Annotated in this window: 10 protein-coding genes; 4 read left to right on the forward strand and 6 right to left on the reverse strand. The window is 68.8% G+C overall.

Annotated features, from left to right (window positions below; translation table 11 throughout):
- Positions 1 to 128: 128 nt before the first annotated feature.
- The 3 genes from ABZ942_RS08975 to ABZ942_RS08985 all read right to left on the reverse strand — a co-directional run bounded on the left by ABZ942_RS08975 (position 129) and on the right by ABZ942_RS08985 (position 7,945).
- Positions 129 to 4,538 (reverse strand): lipid II flippase MurJ, encoded by a 4,410-nt coding sequence (locus tag ABZ942_RS08975; protein ID WP_357380141.1) that lies wholly within the window; start codon positions 4,536 to 4,538, stop codon positions 129 to 131.
- A 222-nt stretch (positions 4,539 to 4,760) separates the two neighbouring features.
- Positions 4,761 to 7,412, reverse strand: coding sequence for a hypothetical protein (locus ABZ942_RS08980; RefSeq protein WP_357380142.1), 2,652 nt, complete (start codon positions 7,410 to 7,412; stop codon positions 4,761 to 4,763).
- Positions 7,409 to 7,945 (reverse strand): NUDIX hydrolase, encoded by a 537-nt coding sequence (locus tag ABZ942_RS08985; protein WP_107659875.1) that lies wholly within the window; start codon positions 7,943 to 7,945, stop codon positions 7,409 to 7,411. The genes ABZ942_RS08980 and ABZ942_RS08985 overlap by 4 nt, the downstream gene beginning before the upstream one ends.
- A 99-nt stretch (positions 7,946 to 8,044) precedes the next feature.
- Here ABZ942_RS08985 and ABZ942_RS08990 point away from each other — a divergent pair, with 99 nt between their 5' ends.
- On the forward strand, positions 8,045 to 9,505 hold the full coding sequence (locus ABZ942_RS08990) for a CCA tRNA nucleotidyltransferase (protein ID WP_357380143.1): 1,461 nt from the start codon (positions 8,045 to 8,047) through the stop codon (positions 9,503 to 9,505).
- Here the strand turns inward: ABZ942_RS08990 and ABZ942_RS08995 are convergent.
- Entirely contained in the window at positions 9,502 to 10,317 is an 816-nt protein-coding gene (locus ABZ942_RS08995; protein ID WP_357380144.1) for a hypothetical protein, read from the reverse strand. The genes ABZ942_RS08990 and ABZ942_RS08995 overlap by 4 nt on opposite strands.
- Positions 10,318 to 10,484: 167 nt before the next feature.
- On the opposite strand from ABZ942_RS08995, the gene ABZ942_RS09000 reads away from it, so the two are divergent.
- Both ABZ942_RS09000 and ABZ942_RS09005 read left to right on the forward strand, forming a co-directional pair.
- Positions 10,485 to 11,240 carry a 5-oxoprolinase subunit PxpA gene (locus ABZ942_RS09000; RefSeq protein WP_357380145.1) on the forward strand — a complete coding sequence of 252 codons (756 nt, stop codon included), beginning with the start codon at positions 10,485 to 10,487 and terminating at the stop codon, positions 11,238 to 11,240.
- Positions 11,241 to 11,277: 37 nt separating this feature from the next.
- Positions 11,278 to 11,976, forward strand: a complete 699-nt coding sequence (locus ABZ942_RS09005; protein ID WP_357380146.1) for an allophanate hydrolase subunit 1 — start codon at positions 11,278 to 11,280, stop codon at positions 11,974 to 11,976.
- A 1-nt stretch (position 11,977) separates the two neighbouring features.
- On the opposite strand, the gene ABZ942_RS09010 is transcribed toward ABZ942_RS09005, so the two are convergent.
- On the reverse strand, positions 11,978 to 13,483 hold the full coding sequence (locus tag ABZ942_RS09010; protein WP_357380380.1) for a DUF4185 domain-containing protein: 1,506 nt from the start codon (positions 13,481 to 13,483) through the stop codon (positions 11,978 to 11,980).
- A gap of 251 nt (positions 13,484 to 13,734) precedes the next feature.
- On the opposite strand from ABZ942_RS09010, the gene ABZ942_RS09015 reads away from it, so the two are divergent.
- Positions 13,735 to 14,337 (forward strand): hypothetical protein, encoded by a 603-nt coding sequence (locus ABZ942_RS09015; RefSeq protein WP_357380147.1) that lies wholly within the window; start codon positions 13,735 to 13,737, stop codon positions 14,335 to 14,337.
- Between the two features lie 8 nt (positions 14,338 to 14,345).
- Here ABZ942_RS09015 and ABZ942_RS09020 read toward each other — a convergent pair whose 3' ends face one another.
- Positions 14,346 to 15,716, reverse strand: a complete 1,371-nt coding sequence (locus ABZ942_RS09020; RefSeq protein WP_357380148.1) for an MFS transporter — start codon at positions 15,714 to 15,716, stop codon at positions 14,346 to 14,348.
- Positions 15,717 to 15,785: the final 69 nt, after the last annotated feature.

Consider the following 15,785-nt stretch of genomic DNA (forward strand, 5'->3'; position numbering starts at 1 on the left):
ACTCGAGCGCGCAGCGGCAGATTTGGCGGCTTGCGGCAGGTGAATGGGTCGGGTCAGCCCGTCCCCGGCGAGTTACCCCTGTACTCGCGAAATCACGCGTTGAGGCGTGGCAATCAGTGAAACACGTACTAAGGCGCGGCGTCGAAACGGATATCTGCGATCGAGGTCTGGAACTGGCCGCCGGAGTTGCCCAGTCCGGTGATCCAGACGAGCACGTAGCGGGCGGCTTGATCGGTGCGTACCGGAATGTCGGTGACCCCGTCGCCCAGCTTGGCGGTGCCGATCAGCTGGGTCTGATCCAAGGTCGGTTGCGCGGTCGGCGAGGTGCGGATCTCCACCGAGGTTCCCGGGCTCGGCGAGTTGATCGAGACGTTCGTCAACTTGGCCGGGCTGGGTAACGTCGATAGCAGCCCGACGCCCTTCTTGAGCGCCGGGAACTGCTGGAAGTACTGATCCGTGCGCCACAGGGTGGCCGGATTCTGATCCAGCACCGCGTTGACGTTGCCGACGCCGTCCGGGGTGCCCTCCGGCGAGAACACCGACACTCCGGTCACCGGAATCGGTACCCCACCCGCGGCAGTGGTCGGGCCGGCAGCCGCTGGTGTAGCCGGTGGATTGTTGTTCGTGGTGAGACCGATATTGCGCTGCTCGTTCAGCGGCGCGTCCGAAGCGCCCGGTGCGAACACGCTGACCATCCACCAGATCACGATGCCGACCACCAGCGCGGCCAGGATGCCCAGGCCGACCATGATCCACATCATCCGCTGGGATCTCTCGCGTTCGGCCGCAAGCAATTCCGGGTCGGCGAGCGACTCGTCGGGGGCCGACGGCGGCCGCTGGCCGAGCCGGAGCACCGGAATGAAATCGGTCTTCTGATCCACCACCGACGCCTGCTCGAGCACGTGCTGCACGGTCGCGGCGGTGCGCACGCCCTTGTTCGACTCCAGCGACCGCACCGCGACCGCCGAGATCTCGAAGGGCACCTCGGGTCTTATCTGGCGCGGTTCCACCGGGGTGCCGTCCGGGCCGAAATCGGCGAGCCGCAACCCGCCGACGGTCGCGGCGGTGCCGGTGACACCACCGGAGCGAATCGGCCAGCGGGCGGTGATCAGGGCGTAGAGCATCGCACCGAGACCGCGTACATCGGACTGCGCGTCCGAATCGGCCAGGGTGCCGGGGAAGGCGAGTACCGCGTCGCCGGTGGCGCTGATCCGCACCCGGTCCGGGTGGTCGATGGACAGCGATCCGCCGCCGCGATGGGCCAGTTCGGCGGCCGAGGCCAGCGCGCGGATGGCCCGCGCGGCGCCGATCGGCGACGGCACCGTCTCGGCCATCTCGCGCAGCGAGCGACCAGGGGTCCACTCGGCCACCACGATGCCGCCGGAGCTGCCGCGCACCACGTCGAGGACCCGGGCCAGGCCGGGTGAGTTGATCCGGCCGAGCCGCAGCGTGCGGGACAGAATCGCCTGCGGGCCGTCGTGGCCGGAGTTCTCGCTCGACTTCTGGTCGGCGTCGACGAAGGTCAACGCGACCTCGCGGTCGAGCTTGATGTCGAGGGCCTGCCAGAACTTGAGACCGCGAGCCCCGCCGTGCCCGGCGAGCAGCCGGTACCGGCCGCCGGCCACCGATGCGCCGGGAATCAGCTTCGGACCGCGTGGCGTGCGCCGCGAGCCGAGGTTCTCGCCACCGAGCGGTGGCATCTCCGGCGACCCGATCGGGATCATCCCGGTGTCGTACATCGGATCGCGGTCCGGTATCTGACTCTGACGATCGTGCGGCCCCGGTGAGGCCGCATCATGCTCCGGCGCAGCCGCATCGTGATCCGATGGACCGGTGCCGGTCTCGCGGTTCGCGTACGCGGGATCCGACGGCTCGCCACCGGGAGGCGGTGCGTCTGTCGAAAGCCCGCCTGCCGTGGTGCCGGAAGAATCAGCGGCCGGGGCGCCGCCCACCGCGTCGTCGCTCACCCTCGGTCCTCCTTCGCCCTGGTATGTCGAGGTTCCGGCGATTTCGCCACTTGTGCTTCTCTGCCGAACAGGGTACGGGAACTCGCCCATGCCGGTGATGTCAACGGCATCGGCTCGGATCACGGGCAAGACCATGGTCTGAGCGTCCATGTACGGGTCGTACCCAGGGTATGCCAGATACGGATCCGGCCTGCGCAATACCTGAGTCGCGTAGTCGTCGACCGGACCGTCGAGGTCCAGATCGGGTGCGGGCGGGGTCCAACCGAGGCGCCGAGAGATGGCGACGGTGATCGCGACGACCTCCGGGACACCGGCCAGGCGCATCAGGCCGAAGGCGACCGAGAACATGACGATCGCGGTGATCGCGACCCGGATGAGCGAGCCGGGACCGCCGAACGAGGCGGTCAGGCGCTCGAGCCCGAGCACGCGGTCCACGATCCACATCACGGCGCCGCCGGCCACCGAGGCGAACAGGACCCGGGTGATCGTCCGGCTCACGTTCGACATCCGCAGATCGCCGAGACTGCGGTGCAGCAGGAAGCCACCGACCACGGCGCCGACCGCGAACCCGAGACCGTTCGCCACGCCCAGCGCGATCACCACGTGCTCGGCATCGGTGACCATCGGCGCGATCGCCGAGAAGGTGATCTTGGCGGCGGTGATGCCGAGGATGATCCAGGTCGGGATCCAGGCCTGTTCCCTGGCGTAGAACACGCGCAGATGAATCAGCACCAGCGCGTAGGGAATCAGCGAGAAGGCCGACCAGCTGACCGCGAGGCCGAGCCGGGCGGCGTCGCCACTGCCGAAGTTGCCGTAGCCATAGAGCGCCTGCCCGACCTGCGGTCCGGCCAAGGTCAGGAAGGTGACCACCGGCAGCAAGGCGATCATGGTCAGTCGGGTGGCGGCGGAGAGGTCGTCGACCACCGCGGGGGTGTCGTCGGCGGCGGCGTTGCGGCTCAGCCTCGGCATGATCGCGGTGAGCACCGTGACGCCGAGGACGCCGTACGGCAGCTGCAGCAGCAACCACGCGTTGTTGTAGATCGCCGGCCCCGCGGCATCGGCATGCGAGGAGATACGGGTGGCGAAGACGAACCCCGCCTGGCTGATCAGGACGTACAGGATGATGGCCGCACCCATGCCGCCGAACTGCTTGAGCCGCGCGTCGACACCCCACAGCGGACGCAGATCGATGTGCTCGCGCCGAATCGCAGGCACCAGGCTCACCGCCTGCACCACCACGCCGAGCGTCACGCCGACGCCCAGTACCAGCAGTTTCGGCTCGCCCATCCGCACCGGATTCAGGCTGATCTCGCCCGGCATCAAGACATAGAGACCGAGCACGCTCAGCACGACCAGGTTGTTCAGCACCGGTGCCCAGACACCGGGCTTGAACTGCTGCCGAGTATTGAGGATGGCCGTCAGCAGGGCGGACATGCCGTAGAAGAGGATCGCGGGCAACAACAGGAAGGCCAGGGCGGTGGTCAGCCCGGTATTGACCTTGCCGTCATCCGACAAGAACACATAGGTGGTCAGCAGCGGCGCGGCGGCCGTGGCCAGCAGCGCGGCGGTGGCCAGCACCACGAACGCCGCCGTGACGAGTCGTCGGACGAAGGCCACCCCGTGGTCGGGGTCCTCCTGTTCCGCGCGCACCAGGGTCGGCACCACGATCGCGGTGAGCACCGCGCCGAGCACCAGCTCGGCGATCATGTTCGGGATCTGGCTGGCCACGGTGAACGCCGACGCGATGGCCGGGCCGAGCACAGTCAGTAGCAGCAGCTGTTTACCGAAGCCGGTGACCCGGCTGATCAGGGTCACGACCGCCATCGAGCCGGAGTCGCTCAGCAGCCTGGCGCTGGAGTTCGGTTTGTCGGCCGTCCTCGTGGCGGCGGGGAACTCATGCGTCCGCGGCCGATGGCCGACCTCGGCAGGCTCGGCGACCGCTGCGGGGGCGCGGCGATGCGGCGGTGGGTACGGCTCCGGCCGCGCTTGCGGCGGGGCGTAGCGCGGCGGTGGCATCCGGCTGGACTGCGGCGCAACAGGAATCGGGCCCGATGGCGGCGGTCCGGGACGTGGTGCGCTGGTCGGGATCGGGCCCGACTGACCGGGTGCGGGGCGCGCGGGCGCCGGGTGCGGGGCGCTGGTCGGCATCGGCCCGGACTGACCGGGTGCCGGACGCGGTGGGCTGGCCGGCATCGCGCCGGACTGGCCGGGCGGCGGCCCTGGTCGCTGGACGGGTGGCAGCGGGCGCGGCTGCGCGGGCGGCGGCGCCGGATATTGCCGCTGTCCGGGGTGCGGAGCGGGTGCGGGCCGTTGCGGCGGGCCCGGTGGCCGTTGGGGTGGCCCGGGCGGCATCCGCTGGCCCGGCCACGGCTGTGGCGGTGCCGAGGGTCTGCTGATGTGCGGCACTCGGGGTGGGGGCGTTTCGTAGGGGCCGGCGTTCATGTCCGGGTCCTCGGCCTCCGCCTGCGGCGGTAGCCGTTCCCACGGCGCAACCGGCGCTCGACGAGCCGGTGGCCCGTCCCGCCGATCGGATCGAGGCCGATGCGCCGATGAGTCATCGTCGCTCATCATGCCTCCTGCGCCCGGCGCGGCAGTGCATCCCGGTCGGCTCGGCGAGCGGCGTCACCGCTGAATCGCTCACCGTTCCTCCTGGTACTGCCCATTACTCACACCGCCCCTGCGCCGGCGCGAGCCTTCCGCGATTGTCCTCCACTCTGCCACTGTGGTTTGTCGGACGTCCAAATCCGGTAGACGCGGCCGGTGACACAACTGACGGCGCTAGCTCACCGTCGCTCACTGTGCCTCCTGCTGCTCCTGCTGTATTACCCGGTTCTTGGCCCGCCGGTACCGATTGACCCGACGCCGGGTGCTCGGATCGAAACCTTCGTCGGCCGGGTCCGGCTGGCCGCGGAACCGGCGCCACAAGCGGCGCCCGGCCAACAGGAACAGCAGAACTCCGGCACATGCGGTAATTATTGCCAGGGTTTGACCATAGGCGTTCGAGCGCACCGAAACCGAGGTGGCATTCCCCAGCGGAATGCCGTCCGGTGTGGTAAGGGAGATCGGAATTACCAGGTTACGGCTGTCGCTCACCTCGGTCGGGATTTGGAACGAGCGTGTCCCCTTCGGCGGCAGCTGCTGCTCGCCCAGGTCGGTGATCTTCGCCTCGTGCGGCGCCTCGATGCGGAACTTGATCCGGATGGACACCGGCAGATTGTTCCGCGCGACCAGCAGCAACGGGCTCTGCTCGGATGCGAGGGTGTACACACCGCCGGGCGGCAGCACGGTCACCGAGTGGTAGATGCTGTCCAACGCCTTGGTGGTCTGATCGGTCCGGCGCTGGGCGAAGGTATCGGCCTGCGTGGCGTCGCCGGTCCGCCGATCGGACAGGCTCAGCATCCGGATCAGGTCGTCGCGCAGCGGGTCGAGGAACTGGCCCGGCGTCGGATCGGCGTCCGGCACCTCGACCAGCGCGCGCATCAGCTCACTGATCCGGCGGCCCTGCTCGGCCACCGGCGCGATGAACCGGTCCGGCACCGCGTCGGCCGCGGCCTGCGGCAGATAGTCGAGCTCGTATGGCTGCGGGTCCGGGGGTTGTTGCACCAGATCCTGGAACGGACGCGGCGTCGCGAGGTTGCTGCGCACCAGCAGTTCGATCTGCCGCAGCAGGCTGGTGCCCTCGTCTTTGCTCGCACTCCACTGCTGCGGCGGGACGAGCAGCAGGGAACGCGGCTGATTCGGTTGCGGATTCAGCGCGGACCAGGAGATCGCGCCGAGCGCGTCCTGCAACCGGGCGACGCGGGAGTCGTTGGTGACTTCGTAGCGGACTTTGGCAGGAGTGAACGAGGGCGTCGGCGGGTTCGAGCCGAGCGCGGCGAGCGCGGTGGCGGACCAGATGTCGAACGACGCGACGTGCAGCGCCGGATCGACGGCCGGAGTCGCCGTCGGATTCCCGTTCGGCGCAGCCGGATTGGCGGGCGGCGCGGCAGGTGGCGGCACGGGCGCGGTGATCGCGGGCAGTCGAACCACGTCCGGGTTCGCCACATCCGAGGTCTGGCTCATCGTGGTCTGGTTCGAGGTCGGCTGGTTCTTGCTGTCGCCGCGGCTGGTGGTCGGCGCCGCCGCCTCCGACGTACCCGCCGTGCCCTCCGGCGTGACGGCGGAGTCGGCGAGCACGGCCGTGCTGAAACCGTGGCTGCGCAACAGGATTCCCGCACCGCTGTCGATGCTGCCGGAATCCGGCAGGCTCACGCCGCGCACCGGCTTGGTGGCCAGAATCGAGTCGATGATTTCGGCGGGCGCGTTCATCGCCCTGGCCGAGAGGTCTGGATCGTTCACCGCGGCCAGCGCGTCGAGGTCGACCTGCGCGAACGGCAGTGCCACGGTGCACATCGTCCCGGCGAGGGCACGCAGCCGGTCCAGCCACGTCTGCGCCTGGGCCGCACCGGTACCCGGCCGCGTCGCGCCTTCCGGATCCGACGGGCTGGCCAGCACCCGATAACCCTTGGTCATCGCCTGCACGGTGACCAGCAGATCGGGATCGATCGCGAGGCATACCGCGCTGGCCAGGGCGCGGTCGCGGGTCGGCGTGGTGTCGAACACGGTCTCCAACGCGCCGAGCAACTGATCGAGGCGGCCACCCTTGGCGAGCGAGGCGGCCAGTTCGTCGTCGGTGAGTTCGACCTTCCGGTCCGCCGATCCGGGGATGCCGGCGACCACGCGCGGCCGGTCGGCCAGCGGCCACAGCATCGTCGTCGCCACCGGCGCGTCGGTCGGCGCGGTCACCGCCTGACTCGCGTCGGGCGCGTCGGCGCCCTTCGACGCGGGCGGCACGCCGAGCACCGGCAGCAGGAACCTGGCGTCGTCGAGCCGGGCCTGATTGCCGTAGTCCGGTTTGCCGTTCACGTTCAACAGCAGCGGGTACACACCCGGTTCGCTGATGTTCAGCGAGCGTTTGGTGGTGCTCTCGCCGGGGCGCAGCGGGATGGTCACGGTGAATTTGGTGCGCTCGCCCTTGTCGAGCTGCGGCGCCACGTCCTCGAAGTCGCCGTTCACCTCGTAATTGACCTGGTCCTGCTGCAACGTCGCGCGCAGGTCGCGCGGTGCCGCGACTACGGCCGCGCGCTGCACACGGACGGTGACGTCCTTCACCATCCGATCGCCGATGTTCATGATCGAGCCCGACACGGTGAGCGTGGGATCGCTGGTCGTGGTGACCGCGGTCGGGGTCACCGAATCCAGGGACAGCTTCAGGAATTTCGGCCCCGACGCGGTCCCGGTCCCGGTGGGCTGCGCCTGCGCTGCGGGCGACACCAGCGTCGTCGCCGAACCCAGGGCGATCAGGACCGCCACGATGATCCGGAGCAGCCCACCCGACAGGCCCACCCGTCGCCCGGCCACCACCCCCAACGGAATCGCTGCGCGATGCCGAAAAGTCTGGGTCATCGCTTGCCGGTCTCCATCCGGTCGATCAGCTTGTTCGCCACCTCGGCCAACCGGCGTTCGTCCGCGTACGCCAGTCGAGAATTCAACTCGCTCAACGGCACCCACGCCACTTGAGTGACCTCCACGTCGGCGTCGGACAGTTCGCCGCCGGTGGAACGCAGTAGATAATGATGCACGGTTTTGTGTACCCGCCGCCCATCGGTGACGAACCAGTAGTCGATGCTGCCCAGTTCGGCGACCACCACCCCGTTGATGCCGGTCTCCTCGGCCACCTCACGGATCGCGGTTTGCTCGGAGGTCTCCCCCTCTTCGATGTGCCCCTTCGGCAGCGACCACAGCAACCGCCCGCGCCGGTCCGTCCGCCCGATCAGTGCTGCGCTGCGCTTTTCCCGCGGACCGTCCAGGCCGTCGACGACAAGCCCACCAGCTGAGGTTTCCCGGACCGTGCGCATGCGCGGTTTCGCCGCGTTGGCGGCCGAACCGCGGCGCCGAGGCTGGCGGCGTCGACTGTTCGCACGATCGGCCGGAGACACCAAGCAATCCTACTGTGTTGGATTTGCGCTGACGCACGCCCCGCGCATCCGACACTGCGCTGGAATCTCGGTTGCCAGGGCTCGGTAAGCTGCTGATTCGTGGTTTCGACCGAGTCCGAGGACGCAGAGCTGGATAGACGTACCCGATTGCTGGCTGCCGCGGCGGTGACGCTTGGCAGGCTGTCGGATGTACTGGAACCGCTCGGCGAGATGTTCGCGGCGCGGGGCTATGAGCTGTACCTGGTCGGCGGCAGCGTGCGCGACGCGGTGCTCGGGCGGCTCGGCACCGATCTGGACTTCACCACTGACGCGCGACCCGAGCAGGTGCAGGAGCTGTTACGCGGCTGGGCCGATCATCTGTGGGACACCGGCGGTTTGGCGTTCGGCACGGTCAGCGGGTCCAAGCGCGGCCAGCAGCTGGAGATCACCACCTTCCGCAGCGACAACTACGACCGGGTCTCGCGCAATCCCGAGGTCACCTTCGGCGACAATCTCGACGACGACCTGGTGCGTCGCGACTTCACCGTCAATGCGATGGCGGTGCGGATCGGCGCGGACGGTTCGCTGGAATTCGTCGACCCGCTCGGCGGGATGGACGCGCTGCTCGCCGGCATGCTGGATACGCCTGCGGCGCCGGAGGATTCGTTCAACGACGACCCGCTGCGGATGCTGCGCGCCGCCCGTTTCGTCTCTCAGCTCGGTTTCGAGCTGCATCCGCGGGTGCACGCGGCGATCACCGCGATGGCCGATCAGATCGATCGGATCACCGCCGAACGGGTCCGGGTGGAGCTGGACAAGCTGATCGGCGGTGCGCACCCGATCGATGGCATCAACATCATGTGCGAGACCGGGCTGGCCCAGCGGGTGCTGCCCGAGGTGCCCGCGATGAAGCTGGAGATCGACGAGCATCACCAGCACAAGGACGTCTACTGGCATTCGCTCACCGTGCTGCAGCAGGCCATCGACCTGGAGGAGGGTGACCCGGACCTGGTGTTGCGCTGGGCCGCGCTGCTGCACGACATCGGCAAGCCGGACACCAAACGCAACGAGCCGGGCGGCGGCGTCAGCTTCCACCACCACGAGGTGGTCGGTGCGAAGATGGTGCGCAAGCGGATGCGGGCGCTGAAGTACCCGAAGCAGTTCACCGAGGACGTGGCCCGACTGGTGTTCCTGCACTTGCGTTTCCACGGTTACGGCAAGGGCCAGTGGACCGATTCCGCGGTGCGCCGCTACGTCACCGACGCCGACGAGCTGCTCCCCCGCCTGCACAAACTGGTCCGCGCCGACTGCACCACCCGCAACAAGCGCCGGGCCGCCGCGTTGCGGGGCACCTATGACGATCTGGAGTCGCGGATCGCGACCCTGCAGGAGCAGGAGGATCTGGCCAAGGTCCGCCCGGACCTGGACGGCAACGCGATCATGGAATTGCTGGGCCTGCCACCGGGACCCGAGGTCGGCAAGGCGTGGCGCCACCTCAAGGAATTGCGGCTGGATCGCGGCCCGATGACCCGCGACGAGGCGGAGTCGGCCTTGCAGGAGTGGTGGAAAGCCCAGGGCTAGAAGACGATCAGCGTCGTTCCGGTGACGATGGCGGAGCGGATCTGGGCCAGGTCGAACGAGCCGGTGATCTCCGGCAGCTCGATCCGGAACCGGACCAGGTCGTCCTCGCGGGTGGCGTGCACGATGCGCGCCTGATTCGGTAGCTGTTCCAGCAGCAGCGCCGGGGTGCCGATCATCCGGCGCGGCATCCGCAGGCCGAGCCAGGTGGCGCGATGCAGGTCGACGGTGACCCGGTTGTCCGTCACCGAGGCGTCCACCAGCGCGGTCAGCCGTCGGCGGCGGTGCTTGGCCCGGATCAGTCCGCTGTCATCTATATCCAGCACCCAGTCCAGCGGCTGGCTGTTGATCCAGCCGACCAGCGCGGCCGTGGTGACGGTGCCGTCGAGGTCGAGCTGCGCGGCTCGCACCTTCGTCGGCACGCCGGGGATCAGCCGGACGCCGTGCGCGATCACGGTCACGACCTCGATCGGGTGGTCGTCCCAGCGCAGCCGGGACAGCACGGTCTTGGTCTGGAAGTGCGCGCCGCGGCGGCGGACCTTCAACACCTGCAGGGTGGCGTGCAGGTCGTGGCCGAGCAGGGTGGCGCTGACCTCCTGTCCGCCGAACCGGCTGAGAATGCCCTCGCTGAGCACGGTCATCAGGGCATCCGGCATCAGCGCCGTGACGGTGCCCGCACCGAGGTCGGCGCCCGCGTCCACCCAGGAGGTGGTGACGCTGATCCACTGCTCCAGCCAGGATTGCTCGAACAGGCGCTTGCCGAGATCGACGGCCCGTAGCGGCGACCAGGACTTCGGATCGAAATACGTGGCCATGATTGCTCCGAGCGTACTTGCCGACGCGGAACGGGACCATCGTGCTGTGACCCAGGTCGCGATTGCCACTGAGGGCACCCCGCTGACCGGGCATTCTTGCTTGTGACGCACCGTCACAACGACAATCGGGGTGCTGTCTCCGACACACCGCCACGGAAAGGGTGCATATGCCGCTGGATCTGAACAGTGATCTCGGCGAGGGCTTCGGCCCGTGGCAGATGGGCGACGACGCGGCGATGCTCGACATCGTCACCAGCGCCAACATCGCCTGCGGGTTTCATGCGGGCGACCCCTCGATCATGCGCCGGACCTGCGGGCTCGCCGTGGAAAAGGGGGTCAGGATCGGCGCCCACGTCGGCTACCGCGATCTGGCCGGGTTCGGCCGCCGCGAGGTGACGATGAACCCCGCCGAGTTGCGGGACGAGGTGCTGTATCAGATCGGCAGTCTCGACGCCTTCGCCAAGGCGGCGGGCGATCGGGTGCGCTACGTGAAACCGCATGGTGCGCTCTACCATTCGGCCTCCCGCGAGCGGCAGCTCGCGGACGCGGTGCTCGCCGCGATCGTCGACTACGACCCGGAACTGGCGCTGCTCGGCCCCGCCGGATCTCAGCTGGAGCACGCGGCGGAGGCGGCGAAGGTGCGTTTCGTCGGTGAGGGCTTCGCCGACCGCGCGTACACGCCGGGCGGCACGCTCGCCGCGCGCGGTGTGCCCGGTGCCGTGCTCGGCACCGATGCGGCCGTCACACAGGCGGTTTCGATCGCCACGTCGGGCACGGCGCGCACGGTCGAGAGTTCCGGCGAGGTCACGGTGCACGCGGCCAGCATCTGCGTGCACGGCGACACCCCGGCCGCCGTCGAGATGGCCCGGCTCATTCGCACCGCCTTGGACGAGGTCGGGGTGCCGGTCGAGTCGTTCTGCTGAGCATGATCGGCGCCGTCTCGGCGAGTGGCACGGTCCGGTGACCGATTCGGCACCCATGGATTTCGACCCGGATCGGCTGATCCGGGCGGCAGGTGACGGCGCGTTGCTGGTGCTGCCGTCCCGCCGTGACCAGGTAGCGAAACTGGTTGCGGCCCTGCGTGTCCGCCTGCCGGAGGGAGCGCGGGACGTCCTGCCCGCCGCCGAAACCGTTCTCGTGACGCTGCTTTCGCCGGAGCATGCGGAATCCGTCCGCCGGAAGATCGTGACTCTGCTGCACGAACTGCAACAGTCCACGGCAGCACAGGATTCGGACATTGTTTCCCGTGGAACACTGCCGGACAACGATTCTCCGGACGAGCCCCTGATCGTCCCGGTGCGCTACGACGGCGCCGACCTCGCCGAGGTCGCGCGACTACTCGACCGGACCGAGGCGGAGGTGATCGCCGAACACACCGGGACGGTTTGGCGGTGCGCCTTCGTTGGATTCGCCCCCGGCTTCGGCTACCTGGAGTCACCCGACGCCCGACTGACCGTGCCGCGCCGACCACAGTCCCGCACCACCATCCCGGCGGGCGCGGTCGCACTGGCCGGCGGATATTCGGCCGTCTACCCGCGCAGTACCCCCGGCGGCTGGCACCTCATCGGAACCACTGACCTGCGGATGTGGGACGTGAACCGCGATCCGCCCGCGCTGATCCGCGCGGGTGGTTTCGTCCGTTTCGTCGTGGCGGACTAGCTCAGTTCGCCGAATCCAGCTGCGCGTGCATGAGATACACGTTGTAGCTGTCCCAGGACGAGATGGTGAAGTACAGATCCTTACCGGTCGACCACGGATGAATGAAGCCGCCGTAGGACTTGGGGTAGTCGTTGGTGGACAGTAATGGCACCGCCTCGGTCCAGTTGCCTTGCGGGACGGCCGCATTGCGCACCACGATCGCACCGCGGGCGGAGTCGAGATATACCATCTGCCACTGCGCGTTGTCCCGGTCGTAGCGCACGGACACCTCGCTGGCCAGGCCAGGAACCAGTGGCGTCGCCTGGTTTTCGACCGCGGGCGCCCAGTTGCCGTTCACCCAGTACTGGTAGGCCGAGGTGTTGAGCACGTCGTCCTTCGGCACCCGCGCCAGCCCGATCACGCCGACGCGTCCGTTGGGTGTGCCGAACATATAGACGTAGTCACCCTGCGGCACCATCGCCGCGACCTGGAAGCGGCCGACACCGAAGAGGTTGTCCCACTTGGCATGCTGATCCTTGGTCCAGGTGCGGCCGTTGTCGTCGGAGTAGGCGAGCCCGCCGTAGTTGTTCGACCACAGGCCGGGAATCCGGCTCCACCGATTCACCGACATGTAGCTCAGATACTGGCGATCGCCCAGCGCGAAGCCGGAGGTCGGAATGGTGGTGGTCTCCCAGTTCTTGAGCTTGCGGCTGTCCAGGATCTCGGCCGCGTGGCAGCGGCTGTCCTGCACCATGCTGTCCAGCGAAAGGCCGTCGGACAGATCGTGATCGGTGCTGTACCCCAGCACGTTGCTGCGCCAGTCCTGGTCGTCGTGCCCGGCGCCGCCGGCCTGCCAGCCCTTGCCGAAGGTGTCGCCGAAGGCGACGGCGACCTCACCCGGCTTGGTTTCCCACATCACGCCGAGGTCGGTGCCGTCCACCTGCCAGCGCAGGTCGGTGCGATTCTGCGAGCCGTGCCCGGTGATCTGGCCGGCCAGATCCACCGACGCGACGCGCGGCTCGGCCACCGGTGCGACCGGCGGACCCGGTTCGGCAGGGTGTACCACCGGCGGCGGTGCGGGCTGCGGCTCGACGCCGGGGCCGCCGGGTACCGGTACCGGGATGGGCTCGATCTCCGGCTTCAACTCGATGTGCGGCACTTTGATCGGGTCGGCAGAACTCGGCCGGTTGCCGGTCTCCGGGGCCAGACTCGGATCTGGTTCCTGCTCAGGCGATTTCGAGATGTCGCGGATGTCCGGGCACGGGGTGTGGCACGGATCGGCGGCCTGCGGCGCCGCGTCGATCCTGGTGTTGTCCGGTGCCGGGCCGGGCACCGTGATCGGTGTGAGCTGCGGGATCGGCACCGGGATATCGATACGCTCGGGTAGCACCACCGGCGGTAGCGGTGGCAGCGCGGGATCGCGCTCGCGATTCCGTGGATCGAAACCGACCTCACCGCAGCTGTTCACCGGCGACGGCGCCCACGGAAACGGGGCGGCCTGTGCGGCCGGGACGGGCAGGGTGAGCAACCCGCCGAGCAGCACACCGAACAAGGCCGGTGCACAAGAGGATTGGATGCCGAGGCGGCGCGTCACGTCGGGCGGGGCCGGGCTATTCCGCGATCCGAGTGCGCGGATGCGGCCGGGTTACCCACTCGGCTAGTAGATTTCGCGCGTTATCGGGATGCTGCGCCGGAAAACCCATGGCTGGCTGACTCCTGTCGAATCGGGCGGAAGCGAAACGAACGTACCGGAATAACGGCTGAGAAATAGGGAACCGAATGTCGGTCGCGCGCGTCCAAACACATATGAACGAGATCGAGTACGTGTTCGGTACGGGCGACGGCACGGTGCACGTCTGGCACAGCCAGGCCGATTTGGAATTGGCCGGACCGGCCTCGGCCGCGGCCGACGCGATCCGGCTCGACTTCGACGGCGACGGTTTTGCCGACGACGCCATGTGGGACACCAGTGGTTCCGGCATCGCCGACGTGGCGGCCCTCGACCTGGACGACGACGGCGTCTTGGACCACTTCTATACCGACCCCACCGGGCTCGGCACCTGGGATCACCCCATCACCGGTACCGCCTCCGACGCCAGCAGCGAGCCGCTGGGCTGGATCGTGCGCACCGAGGAGATGACCGACGAGCACATGATGACCGAGCACATGATGGCCGAGCAGCACACCGATGTCGGTGCCGGCCAGCCGGATTCGATGCCCGCGCCCGCAGGTCTCGACGCCGACCAGTGGCCGAGGCCCGATCATCCCTCACTCACCGACGCGCCGCCGTCGCACCGACCCCCGGACGACCTATCCGGCTATCCAGCTCAGTGGATGAATCCGACCGGCCGCCACCTCGACGACGATCCGATCATCACCTGAATTCGACCTCACCGACTATTCATCGGCGCATCGCCGATCTTCCGCCGTCGCATATTGAGCGCGATCGCGGCAATACCCGCGCAATAGATTCCGGCGCCGGCCACAATCACCGGCAATGACCGACCGTCGTCCGGGATAACCAGCGCCGCAGCGGCAATCGCCAGGATGAACGCAATATTGAACACCGTGTCCTGCAAGGCGAATACCTGCCCGCGCCGCGCGTCGTCGATATCGATCTGCATCGTCGCGTCGCCGGTCAGTTTGATCGTCTGCCCGGCCAGCCCGAGCAGGAACGCCCCGACCAGCAGGAGCTGATGTGCCCGCTGCACGGCCGACCCCGCGTCCGCGAGGCCGATCGGGGTGACCAGCGTCAACTGCACCACCGTCGCGGTCAGCAGACCCGCCAGCACCGTCTTCGACCGGCCGAGCCGTGGAATCAGCAGCGGCGCAACAACAGCCGCCACCAGCATGCCGGACGCGGTGGCCGCGATGGCCACGCCGAACCCGAGCAGCCCGCTGTTCAACCCGGAACCATCCGCCGGCGCCTGCCGCAGCACCAGCACCATGATCAAGGTGTTGAGCCCGAACACGATTCGGTGCGTCCCGATGCCCAGCATCGCCGTGGTCACCTGCACCGACTCCCACACCGCCGTCGCCCCTGTGCGCAGACCGGTGGCAATCGCATGCACCGCACTCTCGCTCGCCGTCGCCCCCGCGTCCGGTCCGAGCACCCGCGGCGCGAACCCGGCCGCGAGCACCGCGCTGACCACCGACCCGATGCCGCTCACCGCGACCGCCACCGCCGAGGCGAAATCCCCAGCGCCGATCAGCCCGATCACCGCCACCGAGGTGGCCGCGCCGATCCCGGCACAACCCGAGGCCACCGTCGCGAGCACCGAATTCATCGGCACCAGCCAGTGCTGGGCGAGCACTCTGGGCAAGGCCGCCGACACACCCGACAACACGAATCGGCTGATCCCCACCACCGCCAGCGCGAGCAACAGCAGCGGCGTCTCCCCGATCCCTGCGAGCAGCCCCGCGCAGACCAGCGCGATCAGCACCGCCCGCGCCACATTGGCCACCAGCAACACCGTGCGCCGATCCCACCGATCCAGCAGCGCCCCCGCGTACGGCCCGATCAGCGAATACGGCAACAACAGCACCGCGAATCCGGCGGCGATGGCCAGCGGATCGGTCTGCCGCTCGGGATTGAACAGAATCGCCCCCGACAGCGCCGCCTGGAACATCCCGTCCCCGAACTGCCCGGTGAACCGCACGACGGCCAGCCGCAACACACCGGGGCTTTCGCGCAGCGCGGTCCACAGCGGCTCCGGCCGCTCGTCCGAGGGAATGGAGCTCTCCGAGCGACCAGTCGACACGCCGCGAGGGTACTGCGTTATGGGCCGCGCGGGCGCGGCGGTGTTCGCGGCCCCTTGGTGTCTCGCGTT

Origin of the sequence: Nocardia sp. NPDC046473, from assembly GCF_040645995.1 — a bacterium.
Classification (GTDB): Bacteria; Actinomycetota; Actinomycetes; order Mycobacteriales; family Mycobacteriaceae; genus Nocardia.